Raw genomic sequence first — 14940 nt, forward strand, 5'->3', positions numbered from 1 at the left:
CACAATAGAGAGTATTGCTTAAAAATTGAATGATAAGAGTATCAGAAAATTATCATGGTTGAGTTTATGAGTCGAAGCAGAAACGAGCTTATAAACTAAAAAAGGAGAAGTCATGGATATTACACGCCGAGATCTATTGAAGCAGCTAGGCACATTAACAGCGGGAGCTGCTGTCATTAGTCTTCAGCAAGCAAGAGCGCAAGAGAAACATGTTCCCCCGCGAAGAGAGGGAGATCCGAGTAAACGTTACGGTATGATCGTTGATCTTCGCCGTTGTATTGGTTGTCAGGCTTGTACTGTTAGTTGTACGGTGGAAAACCAGATGCCAGCGGGGCAATTTAGAACAACGGTAAGACAGTATCAAGTCTTTAGTTATGAGAAAGATAAGGCGACAAACGTTGTTTTACCACGTCTTTGTAATCACTGTGATAATCCCCCTTGTGTTCCTGTTTGTCCAACGCAAGCAACCTTCCAAAGAGAAGATGGGATTGTGGTTGTGGATAGTAAAATTTGTGTGGGTTGTGCTTATTGTGTTCAAGCTTGTCCTTACGAAGCACGTTTTATTAATGAAGAGACAGGAACAGCTGATAAATGCACCTTCTGTGCTCATCGCTTAGAGGCGGGATTATTACCTGCTTGCGTTGAATCTTGTGTGGGTGGCGCTCGTATTATTGGAGATATGAAAGATCCTAATAGCGTCATTAGCAAGATGCTCGTTGAATTTGCTGATGAAATTAAGGTGTTAAAACCTGAGCAAGGAACAACGCCACAGGTGTTTTATATTGGTCTTGATGATGCGTTCCAATCGCAAGTTCAAGGACAAGCAATGTTATGGCAGGAGATCAACTTATGATTCGTGAATTATTAACATTACCACAAGAGATTGCTTGGCTTCCGTGGGCTGTGCAATATTTCTTCTTTATCGGATTAGCGGCATCCGCATCTTTGATTGCTGTAATCTTAAGATGGTGGAAACATGGGGAGTATAAAGGGCTTGAATTACTCGTTGTCGGTTTTGGGATAACTGCTGGGATTGTAGGGCCGATTGCGCTCTTAGCAGATTTACATCAACCAGGGCGATTCTTTAACTTCTATATTCAGATGGCACCTTGGTCATGGATGTGGATTGGGGCAATTTTTGTACCTCTTTTTGTGGTCTTTATTATCGTACAGTTTTTACTTTTATTACGGGAAAATACGACGAAGGAAGGTACTTATAAATGGTTTAGGGCGCTTCATTGGACAGATTTAAATGCCAGTAGATGGCTTGAATGGACCTCTATTGGTCTTTTAGTAACGGCATTTATGATTCTTCTTTATACAGGAAAAGAGGTGAATGTCCTTAAATCTCAGCCTATTTGGTTTACTCCATGGCTTCCTTGGGTACTCTTCTTTACAGCATTTCAAGCGGTACCGATGTGTGTTAAAGCATGGAACTCACTCTCTTCAAGATGGTCTCGCCGTCAAGATGAAACCGCTATCTTAAGCCGTTTTCAATTAATAGGATTAATCGGTGTTGCTATTACGCTTATAGGATGGGCTATGAGTAATACTCCAGCAGGTGCTGCTTTTAGAGATTTACCTAATAAAGGCTCTGTATGGTGGACCATTGGTTTAAGTCTGTTGATCTATTGGTTGGTATTGATGATCTATAGCATTGTGAATTTTAATCATCGCCGTATTAACTGCCGTTTTATTGATCTACTTTTAGCATTAGGATCATTATCGCTAGCATGGACAGTTCGCTGGGCAATCCTTATGCAATCTCAAACACTTCCTAAATATAACGTTGTTATTAACCCATATCATCTTGATTGGGGATTTAGTGGCTTTTTAGGAATTCTTGCAACTTTTGGTCTCTGGCTCACGCTTGTCATTATTGTTTGGAGTCTATTACAAGATCGCTGGTTAACCTTTAAGGGAGTTCAATATGGATCATAATTCAAAGAGTGAATTACCGAACAATCTTAAAAATGCTAGTGATGATAAGAGGGAGAATCATATGAGTGATGAAAAATTAAAAAATAGTAATCTTCAAGCTACTGAAAATAATGTAGAGCAAAATGAAGTAAATGAGACGGCTGAAGAAACCGCACGTCGTAAGCGCCGTAATGTCGTTAAAGGGGTCGCAGCAGCAGGTGGACTTGCTGCATTTGCGGTAGGGTATAGTAATACTGCTAAAAATATGGTGACAGGTTTAATCAAAGGAACCTCGGATAAACCCACTGAAAATGCAATTTTTGGAAATGCCTTAGCCGTAGAAGGCCAGATTGAAAATGGTCAATGGGTCCAAAATAGTGCGCAAGCGATGTCAAATACTCAGTGTTTTGGTTGCTGGACTGTTTGTGGTATCCGCGTTCGTGTAGATAAAGAGAAAAATGAAGTTATCCGCGTTGCCGGAAATCCTTATCATCCTCTTTCAAGTGAAGAGCAGTATCGTTATGATATGCCAATTTCTGAAGCTTGGACTAAATTAGGGGGCGATGGTGGACTTTATGATCGCTCAACGGCTTGTGCCCGAGGCTCTCAAATGGGGGAGTCGGTTGCGAGCCCTTATCGTGTTCTCTCTCCTTTAAAGCGTGTTGGTAAACGTGGAGAAGGAAAATGGAAGCGCATTAGCTTTGAGCAACTCATTGAGGAAGTTGTTAATGGTGGGAACCTTTTTGGTGAAGGTCATGTTGATGGGTTAAAAGATATTCGTGATCTCGATACCTTAATTGATCCTAAAAATCCAGAATTTGGGGTAAAAGCAAATCAGCTTCTTGTTTCAAATGCCGGTAATGAAGGACGTGAACCACTTGTTCGTCGATTTACTAATAATGCCTTTGGTTCGCGTAACTTTACAGCACATGGTGCTTATTGCGGGCTTGCGTATCGTTTAGGATCAGGTGCTGTGATGAACGATATGAACAGTAACGCACATGCAAAACCTGATCTAGAGAATATTGAGTTTGCCGTCTTTATGGGAACATCACCGGCACAATCTGGTAACCCATTTAAGCGTCAAGGCCGATTACTGGCAAAAGCAAGAACAAAAGATGCGGCAGACTTTAGTTATGCTGTTGTGGCGCCAAATTTACCGATGACCAACACTTTAGCGACACAAAATAATACATGGATCTCCATTCTTCCAGGAACAGACTCCGCCATGTCGATGGCGATGATTCGCTATATTATTGACAATAAACGCTATAACGATAATTATTTAACGGTACCGGGAAAAGCGGGAATGGCGGCGGCAAAAGCGGTGAGTCATTCTAATGCAACGCATCTTGTAATTATTGAAGAAGAGAGCCCACTTTATGGACAATTTCTTCGTTTAGCAGATATTGAAGGTGGTGAGCGTGCTGAGAGTCCTATTCTTACGCTAAATGCGGCAACAGGAGAACTTTCTGACGTGGATACGGCACTTCGTGGTGAGTTATTGCATGAAGGAAGAGTAACTTTAGCAGATGGTTCAAGCGTTGGAGTAGCGACAAGTTTCACCATGCTTAAACGCTCAGCAGATCGTTATTCGATCGAAGAGTATAGTAAAGTTTGTGGTGTTCCAGTTGAGACTATTGAAGGGCTTGCACGTAAGTTTACAAGTCATGGTCATAAGGCGGCAATTATTACGCATGGCGGCATGATGAGTGGAAATGGTTTTTACAATACATGGTCATTACTTGCCTTAAACGTCTTAATCGGCAATATGAACTATACTGGCGGAATGCATGTTAATGGTGGAAAATATGCAGAATTTGGGCCAGGACCTCGTTATGATTTTACAAAATTTGATGGTATGGTTCAGCCTAAAGGGATCATGATTGGCCGTGCAAAACGCCCTTATGAATCCTCTACTGAGTATAAAGAGAAGAAAGCACGCGGTGAAAATCCTTATCCTGCGAGCCGCCCTTGGTATCCATTTGCCGGTGGTCAGGCTACAGAGATGTTGATTTCAGCATTAAATGCCGATCCTTATCCGCTTAAAGCGTGGATTAGTAATATGACAAACCCGGTCTATGGGATTACAGGGTTTAGGCAATTATTGTTAGATAAGCTTGCTGATCCAAAAGTATTACCGCTTTTTGTGGCGATTGATGCCTTTATTAATGAAACAACGGCGATGGCTGATTATATTGTGCCAGATACGCATAACTTTGAGAGCTGGGGGTTTGGCGGTGCTTGGGCAGGGGTTCCTTTTAAAACATCTACTGCAAGATGGCCGATTGTAGAACCAAGAGTTGATAAAGATGCACAAGGTCAGCCGATCTCAATGGAGAGTTTCTTTATTGCAGTGTCTAAAAAAATGGGGCTTCCTGGATTTGGTGATAATGCGATTAAGGACTTTGAGGGTAAAAACTTCCCTATTCACAAAGCTGAAGATTTCTATCTTAAAGCTGCTGCAAATATGGCATTTGATGGCGCTCCTGTTCCTGAATCTACTCGTGAAGAGTTGGAGTTAACGGGTGTAAAACGTATTAAGGGCGCACTTGAGTCTGTATTAAAGCCAGAAGAGCAGATGCGTGTTGCTTATATCTTTGCTCGTGGTGGGCGCTTTGCAGATTATGACACAGGCTGGGATGGTGATGAGATGGTTCGTAAATGGGCACCAACATTACAGCTTTGGAATGAAAATGTCGGCGTTCATCGTCACTTTGCAAATGGGGAGCGCTATAGCGGAACTCCTACATATCATCCCCCAAGATTTGCAGATGGCAGCTCCGTATTTGAGCGATTCCCGAAAGAGGAGTGGCCATTATCATTAACATCATTTAAATCAAATATTGTCAGTAGTACTTCAGGTTCAACCTTAAGATTACGAATGATTAAACCAACAAACTTTGTGGCAATTAGTGACGTTGATGCCAAGAAGTTTAATATTGAAAATGGAGACATGGTTCGTATTGAATCTCCAAATGGGGCTCAAGAAGCACAAATTATGGTGTTAGATGGGGTAAAACCAGGAGTATTAGCCATCGAGCATGGTTATGGTCGAAGAGATGTAGGTGCAAGAGCTCATATCATTGATGGTAAAGAGATGGAGTTTAGTGCGCATGTTGGTAGCGGATTGAACCTAAATGATTTAGCAATCTCAGATCCTTCAAGGCCTATTCCTGCACCTTGGCTTGATTGGGTAACAGGAGCTGCTGTAAGGCAGGGGATTCCAGCGAGAATTGTAAAAATCTAAAATATTAGCGGCATCAAAAAACCATTTAGTTTTCGGACTAAGTGGTTTTTTTTAAAGAAGGTGTTTAGTGTATATTTATGGTTTTAATTGTAAGTTATTGAAAATTTAAATTAGATTTAATTGTTTTGAAAGGCTTAAATAACCTCATAACGTAAAGGAAGATGTTATTTCAAGGATGAACAGAGGATTTGCTTCGTTTTCAAGATGAAACATTCACGGTTAATAGTTAGGGATAATCATTGATGGAGATCTCTTTACGGATGAAGAGATGCAACTGGGATGAGAAGATGTTTAATCAGGAAGATTAGATCAGGGATGAGCCTTTATAAAGGATGATAAGAGGAACCGCTTAGTCTATTGACTAGGCGGTTTTTTATGAAGATAGGATATTCCAACCGCTCAAAATGTTTTAAAATATATTTATATGGTTTTATTTGTAAGTTATTGAAAATTTAAATTAGATTTAGTTATCGATAACGGGTATGATGTCTCTATAACGTCAAGGAAGACGTTATTTCAAGGATGAAAAGAATGGATTCGGCTTCGCTTTCAGGATGAAACATTCAGAAATACCTGTTAGGGATAACAGTTTATGGAAGTTTACCCTTCAAGGATGAAGGGAGGATGGAATCAGAATGAGAAGATGTTTAACCAGGATTGGTTAAATCAAGGATGAATTTTTATCATGGATGATAAGAGGAAACCGCCTAGTTTTAAAGCTAGGCGGTTTTTTTATGAAGATTTTGCTGTTGAAAAGATTTTATAGTGAAATAGGTTTTATCTGGCATCGTGCAAGTTAGTTTGATCCATACACTATAGGGTTTTACTTTTAAAATAATATTTCTTAAACCGGATCAACTATAGTTAAGCTTTTATGGGGAAGAAGATCCCTAGAGCATTACGATCCTCGGTTGCTAAGATTGCAAAGGTTCTGCATAAAGATTCGGTTGCCATGGTTTCAATCCCAATCCCTCTTTGGTAAAAGTAAGCACGCCATTTGGGTTCAAGAAACTGCATTTGATTGCCGGTACCAATTAAAATTACAGTTGGCTTACGCTCGGCCCAAGCTTCAAAGTGGGCTTCTGTTAGCTCTTCAAAGGTGCTAGGGATAATTTGTGGATCGGTAATGACCTCTTTATTTTGTAATAAAATGGCTGTATTTTCCCACTCTGTTTCATCATTGAGTCTAAAATAGTGGGGAGCATAACTTTTGATATGTAAATTATCTGTTGTTTCCCGTTGGATCGTTGAGCCAGAGCCTGGCGGTGGGTTTTTATGCATGAGCAACCTCCTTAATTAATTCAAAGAATTCCTCTTGGTTTTTAACATGATAGAGCCTTTCCGCATCAATGGTTATCCCATATTTATCGGCAATCATCTCATAGAGACCTAAACGATGTTCAATGAGTCTTGGGAATATCCATCTTGTAAAGTCCGATGGCGTAATTTCATGACTAGATGTTAATCCTGTTTCTTCAAGATAAAGTTCAATTTGTGGTAGTAAGAAATCTTTCTGATAATAGAGCGGTTTTGGATGTGTTTGTGCGCGTTCTATCACATAGTTTTTTGCAGCTTCTGAGGCTTTGATATAAACCAAGAGCGAATTTGTCCCTATAAGTTCCCAGCTAGCTTCATCTTGAATTTCACAAAAGCTTCCACTTGTATCGATAATGAAATTGGAAAAACCCAAGATCTTCTCCGCTTTTTCCATAAAGTAGGGAATATCTTTAACAGCATTAATTTCAGCAAGACGGTGTTTTTCTAATCGTTCTAAAAAAAGCTCAAGACTAACGCCACCTTTGCTTTCCGATCCCATCATACCAAGATAGGCAGACAAAGGGGCTAGATTATCAACGGTTAGTTGAGATTGAACGGAGATCGCACCTTCTCTGATTAATTTTGCTAAAACGGGTTGCTGCATCGCTTCTAGTGTTAAAAAATCATGTATCTCTTCACTTAAATGACGATCCCCAATGCGATAATCAACAGAGTAATGAAACCAATCTGTTTTAGGAAGTTTTTTAGATAGATGGGTTTTGCCAACACCGCTCATTCCCATTAGAGAGATCTTTTTGTTTGGAGTATCGAGAAATTTTTCAACAAGAGCTTTTTTCATAAGTCGTCATTCGTCAAAGTGAAAGGAAGTAAGTCAATTTTATTGCTAAAAATCACTAGCGATTCATCTTACCAAAGATTATTGAAGTTGATAGTAGTATCTTATAACTGTTGGCAATTAAAGCCTTATTAGTTAAACCTGGGATTAAGGAGAATTTTACCTTTTAAGGATTTTACGTACTTTTAATACTTTTCCAGAAAAGGTTCAGCAAAAGTGAAAAAAATACCGTAGAATAGGCAGGTTTAAAAAATGATTTTATAATGCGTTTTGTAAAGAATTAGCGTGGATAGTATCTTTCAAAATTGAGTGAAAGATGCAGGTCTTGCAAGATAGAGATGGAAAAAAGATGATTGAGCTGAAGCACTTAAACTATTTTTATGGTGATACACAAGTCCTTTTTGATGTATCGATTAAGGCAAAAGAGGGCGAGATCGTTGTATTATTGGGCCCAAGTGGCGCTGGTAAAAGCTCTTTATTACGAATTTTAAATATTCTAGAACGTCCTAAAGAGGGCTCTTTAGAAATTGCGGGTTTTAATTTTGATTTCACACAAAGTATCTCAGAGAAAACAATACGAGATCTGCGTCAGAAAGTGGGGATGATCTTTCAGCAATACCATTTATGGCCGCATCGAACCGTATTACAAAATTTAACGTATGCGCCAGTAAAATTAGGGAAGATGAATCAAGCAGAAGCAAATAAGCGCGGACTTGAAGCGCTAAGCTCTTTAAAGCTTGAAGGATTAGAAACTAGATTTCCTCTTAAACTCTCAGGTGGTCAGCAACAACGTGTTGCAATTGCACGAGCCTTGATGATGGATCCTGATGTTTTACTCTTTGATGAACCAACGGCAGCGCTTGATCCTGAAATAACCTCTCAAGTAGCGACAATTATTGAAGAGCTTGCTAAAACAGGGATTACACAAATCGTCGTAACACACGATGTTGATTTTGCTAAACGAATTGCCACATATGTCGTCTATATGGAAAATGGCAAAGTGGTTGAAGAGGGGGATGCCTCGATGTTTACAGAGCCTAAGACGGTTGAATTTAAACAGTATCTTTCCCATTAATTCGAGCTATACTGCTCAATGTGTGTTGATAAGTTTTATCTAAGCATGTAAAGAGATTAAAAAATAAAATTAGATGGAGTAGAGTTATGAAAAAAAAATTAGGATTGTTGCTTGTTGCCGCAGGACTTTTAAGTGGCACTGTTTCACTGGCACAAGAAAAATTAACAATTGGTACAAACCCTGCATATCCTCCTTTTGAATATAAAGGGGAGAATAATGAGTTGTTAGGTTTTGATATCGACTTAATGAATGAAGTTTGTAATGTATTACAAAAAGAGTGTGTATACTCAGAGCAAGAATTTGATGCACTGATTCCAAACCTTCGTCTTCGCCGTTATGATGCGGTCATTTCAGGAATGGATATCACAGAAGAGCGTGCAAAACAGTTAGCATTTAGTGAACCATACTACCTTAACTACTCAATTTATGTCTCTACTGCTGATAAAGCAGATTCTATTAAGAATGTTGAAGAGATGAAGATTGGTGTTCTTTCAGGTTCAACGCATCAGCAATATATTAGAGATACTTATAAAGATGCTAAGGTTTCTGTTTATCCTCAATATCCATCAGCAATGAGCGATTTAGCATTAGGCCGTGTTGATGTGGTGTTTGGGGATGGTGAAGTGGTTCGTGATTATATTAAAGAGAATGACAAGTTAGTTGTTGTTGGCGAGAAAGTTACGGATCCTAAATATTTTGGTCAAGGCTTAGGAATTGGTGTTGGTCTTCGTAATAAAGCGCTTGTAGAAGAGATTAATGGCGCACTTAAAACCATTAAAGAAAATGGTAAATATGATGAAATCTACAAAAAATGGTTTGATCAATAATTATATTTAAGTGGTGATTGAACAAAAAGCGATGGCAAACTCATCGCTTTTTGTTTGTAGATAGAGGAAGTAGTGTGAGTGGTATAACCAGTTTTTTTGATATTTTTACGAGTAGCTATTTTCAGGCAATGCTCGTAGCAGCAAAGACGACCATTTCATTGGCGATTGTTGCATTGGTTTTAGGTTTTTTATGGGCAAATATCTTAGCGTTATTGGAGTTAAGCCGATGGCGTATTATTAGGTGGCCTGTCACATTCTTTGTCTCTATTATTCGCTCGCTTCCTGAGCTGATTGTGATTTTTTTAATTGGCCTTGGTTTACCATATCTCTTTTTAGAGTTTGAAGATGTTTTGCCGGAAAGTGTTGTTGATGCCTACTTTAATCTGCTAGATACCTATGGTGAGTTTCTTTTCTTTGGTTTGGGGGCTTTCGCGCTCTCTTTGATCTATGCATCTTACGCATCACAAACAATTCGTGGAGCGCTTCTTGCTGTCCCTAGAGATCAGTGGAATTCAGGAGCTGTTTTAGGGTTATCAAAACCTGCGACATTTTTCTATATTGTCATGCCGCAAATGTGGCGCCACGCTTTTCCAGGATTAAGTAATCAATGGTTGGTATTACTTAAAGATACTGCGCTTGTTTCATTAATAGGAGTTCATGAATTAATGAAAGAGACAGATTATATCTATAGTGCAACCGCTGATGGCTTTACTTGGTACGCTATGGCAGCGCTGATTTATCTTGTTATTTCGCTTGTGAGTCAAAAATTACAAGATTTACTCTACAACCGTATTACTAAATACGATCAAGAGCCAGCGAAATAGGAGCGTACAATGTTAGATCAGTTTATTTTTATTTTAGAAGGTGTACCGCTCAGTTTAGCTTTAACGATTGCGGCACTCTTTTTTGGGTTTATCTTAGCGATTCTTTATACTGGTGTTTTAACGCTCTGGGAAGGAAAACTGCCGGCGAAGTTTATGCGAGGATTTATTATCTTCTTCACAGGAACGCCACTTTTAGTTCAAATCTTCCTCTTTTATACAGGCCCTGGGCAGTTTGAGTTTATTAAAAACAGCTTTTTATGGAGTCTATTTTCTCAAGCATGGTTTTGTGCGGTATTAGCGTTGTCATTAAACTCAGCAGCCTATACAGCACAGCTCTTTTATGGTGCGGTAAAGAATATCTCCAAAAATCAATGGGAAGCTTGTTTAGCATTAGGAATGAGCCGTTTTGAAGCGATGAAGATCTTGATCCCTTTAGCATTAAGAAGAGCCTTACCAAGTTATTCTAATGAGATAGTATTAATTTTTAAAAGTACATCCCTTGTGCAAGGAATTACGCTTTTAGATATTATGGGAAGAGCAAGAGAACTTTCAGGGCAAACTTATGATTCGATCACTTATTATGCGATGGCAGGCGTTATTTATTTAGTAATCAATGCTATTTTGATTGTCATTGCAAAACTGATGGAAAAAAGAGCTTTAGCATTTGAGAATTAGCTTTAAATATATGATTAAAGGGCATTATTGGGAGTAAGTTACTTAAGAGGCATGTAGAAAAGCTTTAATTATTTTAGAGCTCAAAAGGATTATTTTGAGAGGATTTGCGAGTCTTTTATGTATAGTTATTACTCTTTTAAATAATAAGTGCATATTGAGTTAATTTTAGGCTTTACATCTTGGAAAGAATTACTATAATAGTACGTCTATTCACTACTGAGGTAGCAGAATAAAAGATTAGGAAAAGTGGCCGAGCGGCTGAAGGCGCACCCCTGCTAAGGGTGTATACGTTAATAGCGTATCGAGGGTTCGAATCCCTCCTTTTCCGCCATCTAAAGTGTCAAAAGCCCCTGTTTAAGGGGATTTTTGCTTATGTGAGTTAGAGCGGTACTCATTAGTGTACTCATTAATGTTTTAGTGTAAGATGATTTTGATCACTTAATGCTCAGTAGATTCCATCATATCTCTAATCCATCTCTCAATATCTTTTTGATACCATTTTCTTTTACCTCCAAATACTTTTGCCGGTGGGAATGTTCCAGCCGCTATATGCTCTGTGATCCATTTATCCCCTTGATCTACTAAATCCATCACATCATGAATATTTAAGAGTCTATACTGGCTTTTAGGGTTAATTTCATCAAACTTCTGATCAAGCTTTAATTCTAAGTTTTTAATAAGCTGAACAATATTCCCTGTGTTTAATAAATCCTCTTCTCGTTTTAGCTGTTCAGCTTTTAAAAGTTCCTGCATGACTGATATTCTGCTCATGCTACCTCCTTTAATCCCAATTTATTACTAATGATCTTTAATGCGTTCTTGTAAACGTAATCAGCTTTCTTTTGAGCTTCTGATTTTGATTTCAATCTTTCGCTCTTTCCTGCAAGATCTCCTATCCTTAAGATCGGTGAAATGGCGGCCTTCTCTTCTGCTTCAAGTATTCCAACAGGGGCAGGTACAACGATTACCAAAGGGATTGTTGATACGGTGCAGAAGAGGAAAGAGCATGAGTGAGCTAAAATAGGTTTTTATTTGGAAAGTTACCCCCTGCTAAAAGCAAGGGGCGTAATTAGTTAATTAAGGTCTGGACAGTTTTTACCATCGGGAGCGTACATTGCGGTTCCTCCCACGGTGTTGCCTGTTGGGATGTGGATTTTGCGATAAAAGCATTGCGTAGGCCCACCTCCAGCATAATCCAAGACCCACATATACTCATCGTCTGACGGGGCTCTCTATTAAGGATTCTGCTCAATATATTTTTTAGCTGCTTTAGCAAGAAAGCTTGAGCGAGTATCAGGATGCTGAGTTGTATATTGGTCTACTTCTTTGATGAGATACCTTGGCCAGCTAACATTAAATCGTTCAGGTTTAAGTGTATAAGCAGATGTATCAATATCAACGGAGATCAGATCAGCTCCTTGATAGTCAGGATTAGTCTTGATCTCATCTAATGTGAGATGTTTAAAATCAGGCTCGATCCCATCTTCAAGAATTCCTTCAAGATGGAATTGGATTGCTTCTTTTGAGTTTAATACAGCTTCTTCTAATGTGTCACCATGAGAAAAAGCCCCCTCTAAGGATGGGATAGTTACTCCATAGGTACTATCTTCATCTTTATGAATCACTAAGTGAAATAACATAGTTTTCTCCTTTTTAAGATCATGTCTAGCAGTTGAAGGGCGGGCTAGATGCCCGCTTGCTTCATTATGTTTTTGACTGTTCCTTTCGGTAGGTCTTTCTTGGGGTGAGGGATTGTGACTCTTCCCGATTTGGTCGGATGTTTGAATTGATGATGTGAACCTCTTGTTGCTACTAGATACCATCCATCTTTTTCAATCATCTTTATTAAATCTTTGCTATTCATGATCTCCTCTTTCTGTTTATCTTGTGTGTATTATTACACATTAAATTGGTATAGTCAAAGTTTCTGTGTGTTTTTATACACACTTTTAACTTATAAAGATTCTCCAGATCTAATAGGACTTATTATTTCATGATGCCAATCAAGATATAAACTATTTGAATATTATTATATTGATAATATTAAAGGTTATAAGTATTCTTTGGAGTTACTTTTTGTGTTGAATAATTGGTTATATATATATGAAAAAAATAGTTTTTTTATCAGCTTTAGCTCTAGTGCTAACTGCCTGTGGTGATGAGTACTCAAAATTTAGAAAGCTAACTGTGGATGACTATAAAGAGAATCCAGAGCTAAGAGAAGAAATGACAGCAATATGTAAATCAGGAAAGATCACAAATGGCCAAATGGAGGATTTTGAGATGTGTAGGAGAGCGTACAAAGCTCATCCTAATTACCATAATTTTGGGCAATAATTAGAATATAACAGGATTGTATATGAAGCCCTTAACGGGCTTTTTTAACGCCCCAGCAAACCTAAACTTGAAAAGTTATGCCGATGGGTAATAATGCTTTTCATTGATTATGTGAGAGGTGGGTATGAGTAGAAGTAAAACGCTATCAAAGTGTCAACAGTGGTTAGTTTTTATTGGAACTATAGTTTATGTTTTAGTGGTTTATTGCACTTTGTCTCTTTTTGTTGATGTGGTAAAGCTAGGTAGCGTTAAATTAGCATTAATTACAGCTGCTGTAATGTGCTCTATATTTTCTGTGTATCAACTTATTGCCGATATCCCCAAAGGGATTGAGTGGAGAATAGAGAGAGTTGTTGGTTTTGCGTTAATTATGATTTTCTCTCTATTAATGGTTTTAGTTTGGGATGATTTGATTCAAAAAGAGGGTAACTTTGAGATTGTTACTGGAATAATGGGGATCTTGGTTTGGTTTGTTGCGTTGTATGGATTTGTTATTGCATTTTTAAACTATAAGAGAAAGTCAGGTGTTAGTCTTGAGTATGAAATAAATAGCAAAACTACTGACCACCTAAATGTTTCTTTTTTTAACTTAAAAGACAGAGAGGTAACTATTTATGAGTTATTGCTTGAAGCGGGAAATCTGGATATAAGAGTTTCATTAATGCAAGCACAAAAAGATGCAGATAAAGGGTTAAAGATAAGCCCCTATAGTAAAAAAGAGTATGAATTGAATTTGGCGCAAGTATATTGCTGTACGGGGGCTGTGAACGAGGAAAATCATTTTTTAGATATTCGGTACCTCTATAATCATGAGAAATATATTTCCAAAATAATAGCTTATACAAATCATGGGGAGACTGTAATCAGAAAAAGATCTAGTAAAGGGCCGACCCTGCGAGGCGATATGTTACTGACCCCTATAAAGGCAAAACGAAATAGTAAGTTGATTCCTCCCCAAGATGACAAAGGAAAGTGGGGAGTAAAAAAATATAGAGCCTAAAAATCCCATGAGGCTTCGCTGGTATTGGCGGAGATTAAGGGGGTGGTTTAGTTTTGCATTTCTGAATTAACGCTCATATATTTATTCTGTGTTATAATTCAACTTCTGGTTTTGACACCTCATACTGAGGTTGATAATCCAGAAGGTTGATGCGTAAAGTTACGCACATTAATTATAAATTTAATACCTGAGGTGTGTATGAAAAAAAATAAAACAGCAAAAGCTGTTGGCGTTAAGCATGGTGATGCAAATGTTATTAAGCAGGCGGTAGAAGAGGTTGCAAGATTAATTGAGGAGGGGATTCGCTATGCTGTTAAGGAAGAGCATTCTCCGCCTAATGCATCGGGAGTGTTGCGCTCAGTAAATTTAATAACAGAAGTGAGGCATAAACTCTCTGAAGAGCACGGCTGGACGAGTAAGAATTCTCGTGGAGCATCAATTAGCATTAGTCCTGAAAAGGAGAAGGCTTTAATTATTAGATCTGGCAACAAGTATACAGGGAACCCTAATGCTTCGGCTGACCAGGTTAGTACTAATAATAGAAAGATCTCCAAAACGGCTCGAGCCATTCACGACGGACAGTCAGAACTTGCTTTAACAGGTGGGACTGAGCTGCAAATTCTGCTGTACCGTTGTGATAAAGATGAGATGCGTATAGAAATCTCAACGATTAATGAGTTAGATGGTGAGACCATAAAATCATTAAGTAACAGGGAGTGTTACACTATTGATCTCGGCGGACGAATCACGAAGAACGAACGCTCTACTATTGGAGAACAAGAGCCTATTGTAGAAGAGATTGAAGTAAAAAGAAAGATATAATACTGCGAAGTATTAGACAATGAATGCAGAGGAGGTAGTTTAAATCTCCTCTGTTTTTATAGCTAAAATTACAAAAAGCTATAGAATATACTGATTT

The 14940-nt window shown here is 38.4% G+C and carries 15 protein-coding genes and 1 tRNA gene; 11 read left to right on the forward strand and 5 right to left on the reverse strand.

Going from position 1 to position 14940, the window contains the following annotated elements:
* Positions 1 to 112: 112 nt before the first annotated feature.
* Genes ttrB through MMG00_RS01905 form a run of 3 tightly spaced genes read left to right on the forward strand, consistent with a single transcriptional unit; the run spans position 113 to position 5170 of the window.
* The gene (ttrB, locus tag MMG00_RS01895; RefSeq protein WP_242150604.1) at positions 113 to 853 is read left to right on the forward strand and encodes a tetrathionate reductase subunit TtrB; all 741 of its coding nucleotides are present in this window, start codon (positions 113 to 115) and stop codon (positions 851 to 853) included.
* The gene (nrfD, locus tag MMG00_RS01900; RefSeq protein WP_242150607.1) at positions 850 to 1941 is read left to right on the forward strand and encodes an NrfD/PsrC family molybdoenzyme membrane anchor subunit; all 1092 of its coding nucleotides are present in this window, start codon (positions 850 to 852) and stop codon (positions 1939 to 1941) included. Before ttrB ends, nrfD begins: the two co-directional genes overlap by 4 nt.
* Positions 1931 to 5170, forward strand: coding sequence for a molybdopterin dinucleotide binding domain-containing protein (locus MMG00_RS01905; protein ID WP_242150609.1), 3240 nt, complete (start codon positions 1931 to 1933; stop codon positions 5168 to 5170). The genes nrfD and MMG00_RS01905 overlap by 11 nt, the downstream gene beginning before the upstream one ends.
* A gap of 864 nt (positions 5171 to 6034) precedes the next feature.
* On the opposite strand, the gene MMG00_RS01910 is transcribed toward MMG00_RS01905, so the two are convergent.
* Complete coding sequence (locus MMG00_RS01910; RefSeq protein ID WP_242150612.1) at positions 6035 to 6451, reverse strand: Mth938-like domain-containing protein; 417 nt, start codon at positions 6449 to 6451, stop codon at positions 6035 to 6037.
* Positions 6444 to 7286 carry a hypothetical protein gene (locus MMG00_RS01915; protein ID WP_242150615.1) on the reverse strand — a complete coding sequence of 281 codons (843 nt, stop codon included), beginning with the start codon at positions 7284 to 7286 and terminating at the stop codon, positions 6444 to 6446. Before MMG00_RS01915 ends, MMG00_RS01910 begins: the two co-directional genes overlap by 8 nt.
* A gap of 346 nt (positions 7287 to 7632) precedes the next feature.
* Between MMG00_RS01915 and artP the strand changes: the two genes are divergently transcribed.
* From artP to MMG00_RS01940, 5 genes are all read left to right on the forward strand, one after another.
* Positions 7633 to 8358: an arginine ABC transporter ATP-binding protein ArtP gene (artP, locus tag MMG00_RS01920; protein WP_242150618.1), complete on the forward strand. Its 726-nt coding sequence runs from the start codon at positions 7633 to 7635 to the stop codon at positions 8356 to 8358.
* A gap of 86 nt (positions 8359 to 8444) precedes the next feature.
* A complete protein-coding gene (locus MMG00_RS01925; protein ID WP_242150621.1) occupies positions 8445 to 9185 on the forward strand; it encodes a transporter substrate-binding domain-containing protein in 741 nt (246 codons plus the stop codon).
* Positions 9186 to 9313: 128 nt separating this feature from the next.
* A complete protein-coding gene (locus MMG00_RS01930) occupies positions 9314 to 10009 on the forward strand; it encodes an ABC transporter permease subunit (RefSeq protein ID WP_242153231.1) in 696 nt (231 codons plus the stop codon).
* Positions 10010 to 10018: 9 nt separating this feature from the next.
* Positions 10019 to 10684, forward strand: a complete 666-nt coding sequence (gene artM / locus MMG00_RS01935; protein ID WP_242150624.1) for an arginine ABC transporter permease ArtM — start codon at positions 10019 to 10021, stop codon at positions 10682 to 10684.
* A 240-nt stretch (positions 10685 to 10924) separates the two neighbouring features.
* Positions 10925 to 11015, forward strand: a tRNA-Ser gene (locus MMG00_RS01940).
* Positions 11016 to 11122: 107 nt separating this feature from the next.
* Here MMG00_RS01940 and MMG00_RS01945 read toward each other — a convergent pair.
* The 3 genes from MMG00_RS01945 to MMG00_RS01955 all read right to left on the reverse strand — a co-directional run bounded on the left by MMG00_RS01945 (position 11123) and on the right by MMG00_RS01955 (position 12548).
* On the reverse strand, positions 11123 to 11455 hold the full coding sequence (locus MMG00_RS01945; protein WP_242150627.1) for a helix-turn-helix transcriptional regulator: 333 nt from the start codon (positions 11453 to 11455) through the stop codon (positions 11123 to 11125).
* A gap of 464 nt (positions 11456 to 11919) precedes the next feature.
* On the reverse strand, positions 11920 to 12324 hold the full coding sequence (locus tag MMG00_RS01950) for a type II toxin-antitoxin system HicB family antitoxin (RefSeq protein ID WP_242150629.1): 405 nt from the start codon (positions 12322 to 12324) through the stop codon (positions 11920 to 11922).
* 44 nt (positions 12325 to 12368) lie between these two features.
* Complete coding sequence (locus tag MMG00_RS01955) at positions 12369 to 12548, reverse strand: type II toxin-antitoxin system HicA family toxin (RefSeq protein ID WP_242150632.1); 180 nt, start codon at positions 12546 to 12548, stop codon at positions 12369 to 12371.
* 239 nt (positions 12549 to 12787) lie between these two features.
* On the opposite strand from MMG00_RS01955, the gene MMG00_RS01960 reads away from it, so the two are divergent.
* The 3 genes from MMG00_RS01960 to MMG00_RS01970 all read left to right on the forward strand — a co-directional run bounded on the left by MMG00_RS01960 (position 12788) and on the right by MMG00_RS01970 (position 14843).
* The gene (locus MMG00_RS01960; RefSeq protein ID WP_242150635.1) at positions 12788 to 13021 is read left to right on the forward strand and encodes an EexN family lipoprotein; all 234 of its coding nucleotides are present in this window, start codon (positions 12788 to 12790) and stop codon (positions 13019 to 13021) included.
* A gap of 124 nt (positions 13022 to 13145) precedes the next feature.
* A complete protein-coding gene (locus tag MMG00_RS01965) occupies positions 13146 to 14021 on the forward strand; it encodes a hypothetical protein (RefSeq protein WP_242150638.1) in 876 nt (291 codons plus the stop codon).
* A 198-nt stretch (positions 14022 to 14219) separates the two neighbouring features.
* Positions 14220 to 14843, forward strand: coding sequence for a hypothetical protein (locus MMG00_RS01970; RefSeq protein WP_242150641.1), 624 nt, complete (start codon positions 14220 to 14222; stop codon positions 14841 to 14843).
* Positions 14844 to 14940 lie beyond the last annotated feature (97 nt).

The organism is Ignatzschineria rhizosphaerae, from assembly GCF_022655595.1.
Classification (GTDB): domain Bacteria; phylum Pseudomonadota; class Gammaproteobacteria; order Cardiobacteriales; family Wohlfahrtiimonadaceae; genus Ignatzschineria; species Ignatzschineria rhizosphaerae.

Bases quoted from the DNA above. Each gene is read 5' to 3' on its own strand.
- MMG00_RS01970 (WP_242150641.1), top strand. From the start codon at position 14,220: ATGAAAAAAAATAAAACAGCAAAAGCTGTTGGCGTTAAGCATGGTGAT.
- MMG00_RS01905 (WP_242150609.1), top strand. From the start codon at position 1,931: ATGGATCATAATTCAAAGAGTGAATTACCGAACAATCTTAAAAATGCT.
- MMG00_RS01945 (WP_242150627.1), bottom strand. From the start codon at position 11,455: ATGAGCAGAATATCAGTCATGCAGGAACTTTTAAAAGCTGAACAGCTA.
- ttrB (WP_242150604.1), top strand. From the start codon at position 113: ATGGATATTACACGCCGAGATCTATTGAAGCAGCTAGGCACATTAACA.
- MMG00_RS01955 (WP_242150632.1), bottom strand. From the start codon at position 12,548: ATGAATAGCAAAGATTTAATAAAGATGATTGAAAAAGATGGATGGTAT.
- artM (WP_242150624.1), top strand. From the start codon at position 10,019: ATGTTAGATCAGTTTATTTTTATTTTAGAAGGTGTACCGCTCAGTTTA.
- MMG00_RS01930 (WP_242153231.1), top strand. From the start codon at position 9,314: ATGCTCGTAGCAGCAAAGACGACCATTTCATTGGCGATTGTTGCATTG.
- nrfD (WP_242150607.1), top strand. From the start codon at position 850: ATGATTCGTGAATTATTAACATTACCACAAGAGATTGCTTGGCTTCCG.
- MMG00_RS01960 (WP_242150635.1), top strand. From the start codon at position 12,788: ATGAAAAAAATAGTTTTTTTATCAGCTTTAGCTCTAGTGCTAACTGCC.
- artP (WP_242150618.1), top strand. From the start codon at position 7,633: ATGATTGAGCTGAAGCACTTAAACTATTTTTATGGTGATACACAAGTC.
- MMG00_RS01910 (WP_242150612.1), bottom strand. From the start codon at position 6,451: ATGCATAAAAACCCACCGCCAGGCTCTGGCTCAACGATCCAACGGGAA.
- MMG00_RS01965 (WP_242150638.1), top strand. From the start codon at position 13,146: ATGAGTAGAAGTAAAACGCTATCAAAGTGTCAACAGTGGTTAGTTTTT.
- MMG00_RS01950 (WP_242150629.1), bottom strand. From the start codon at position 12,324: ATGTTATTTCACTTAGTGATTCATAAAGATGAAGATAGTACCTATGGA.
- MMG00_RS01915 (WP_242150615.1), bottom strand. From the start codon at position 7,286: ATGAAAAAAGCTCTTGTTGAAAAATTTCTCGATACTCCAAACAAAAAG.
- MMG00_RS01925 (WP_242150621.1), top strand. From the start codon at position 8,445: ATGAAAAAAAAATTAGGATTGTTGCTTGTTGCCGCAGGACTTTTAAGT.